3 protein-coding genes are annotated in these 1,170 nt (G+C 73.1%); 2 read left to right on the top strand and 1 reads right to left on the bottom strand.

From position 1 onward, the window contains the following. Positions 1-382 (top strand): histidine phosphatase family protein (locus tag ACFW3F_RS25550; protein ID WP_388062512.1); only part of this gene is annotated, 382 nt, incomplete at its 5' end. Here ACFW3F_RS25550 and ACFW3F_RS25545 read toward each other — a convergent pair. Continuing rightward, the gene (locus ACFW3F_RS25545; protein ID WP_142171858.1) at positions 364-804 is read right to left on the bottom strand and encodes a DUF6314 family protein; all 441 of its coding nucleotides are present in this window, start codon (positions 802-804) and stop codon (positions 364-366) included. The two genes, ACFW3F_RS25550 and ACFW3F_RS25545, sit on opposite strands and share 19 nt — an antisense overlap. A 152-nt stretch (positions 805-956) precedes the next feature. Here ACFW3F_RS25545 and ACFW3F_RS25540 point away from each other — a divergent pair. Then, positions 957-1,170, top strand: a 214-nt coding sequence (locus ACFW3F_RS25540; RefSeq protein WP_388062510.1) for a hypothetical protein, incomplete at its 3' end; no start/stop codon positions are given.

Here is a 1,170-nt window from a genome sequence, read left to right as displayed (position 1 = left end):
GGTGCAACTGGCCCTGCGGGAATGCGACATGGGCCGCTGGCGGGGTCTGACCCTGGGCGAGGCGATGGCGCGGGAGCCGCAGGCGGTGGACGCCTGGCTCGCCGACCCGAGGTCCACTGCGCACGGCGGCGAGTCGCTGCTCGACTTCATCGGCCGGGTCGGCGGCTGGCTGGACACCCGGCCGGCCGAGGAGAACTGCCGGGTCGTGGCCGTGGCCGAGCCGTCCGTGATCCGCGCGGCCCTGCTGTACGTGCTCAAGGCGCCCCCCGCCGCGTACTGGAACATCGACGTGCGGCCGTTGTCGACGGTCGGTGTGGCCGGCCGGGCGGGCCGCTGGAAGCTGCGCCTCGAAGGCGTGTTCGCTCAGTCCGCGCGTGCGTAGTCCGTGGTGAGCTCCAGGTCCTTCGCGGGGCCGCGGACCCGCCAGAGGGTCCGCCAGTGGTCCGCGTCCCGGGCGGTGAACTCGCCCCGGTAGAGGTCGGCGGAGCAGGGGTGGTCCGCGACGTACCGGCCGGTGGTGAGGTCGAGGGCGTGGAACGGGCGGCCGTCCGCGAACCGTACGTCCGCGGTCCCGCCCGGGCCGGGCAGGAAGCGCAGGGTCCGCTCGGCCGGCCGGGTGACGCCCCGCCAGGTGAAGTCGCCGGACTCCCGCTGCAGCAGACCGCCGCCCTCCAGCGGGCCGAAAACGACCGTCCCCTCGAAGCGCCCCCGGTCGCCGCCCGCCAGGTCGCGCACGGTCCGCTCCGCCCGCCACCGGCCGCTCAGGTAGTCCAGTACGTCGGGTACCGGCCAGAACCCGCCCATCCCGCCTCGTTCCCGCGTGGTCGTCGGTGTCGCACGCCCCATTGACGTGCCCCTGCCTCCTCCCTATCTTGCCGTTCGAAGTGCTGACCATTGGCCGATATGTCGAACACTCCTAGAGTCACCCCACTCCTAGAGAGAGCCGCTGAGTATCCATGTCACGCACCGCGCACCACCGCGCCCGCCTCAGACTCGGTCTCACCGCCACTGCGCTCCTGACGGCCGCCGCCCTCGTCCCGGCCCCCGCGCACGCCGAGGACACCACCGACTACACGATCACCGTCGACCCGGACGCCAGGGGCGCGGCGATCGAGGACACGATGTACGGCGTCTTCTTCGAGGACATCAACCGGGCCGCCGACGGCGGTC

It is taken from the genome of Gordonia sp. NPDC058843, from assembly GCF_042743165.1.
Classification (GTDB): Bacteria; Actinomycetota; Actinomycetes; order Mycobacteriales; family Mycobacteriaceae; genus Gordonia.
This window is presented reverse-complemented; position numbering and strand designations above follow the sequence as displayed.

Bases quoted from the DNA above. Each gene is read 5' to 3' on its own strand.
- ACFW3F_RS25545 (WP_142171858.1), bottom strand. From the start codon at position 804: ATGGGCGGGTTCTGGCCGGTACCCGACGTACTGGACTACCTGAGCGGC.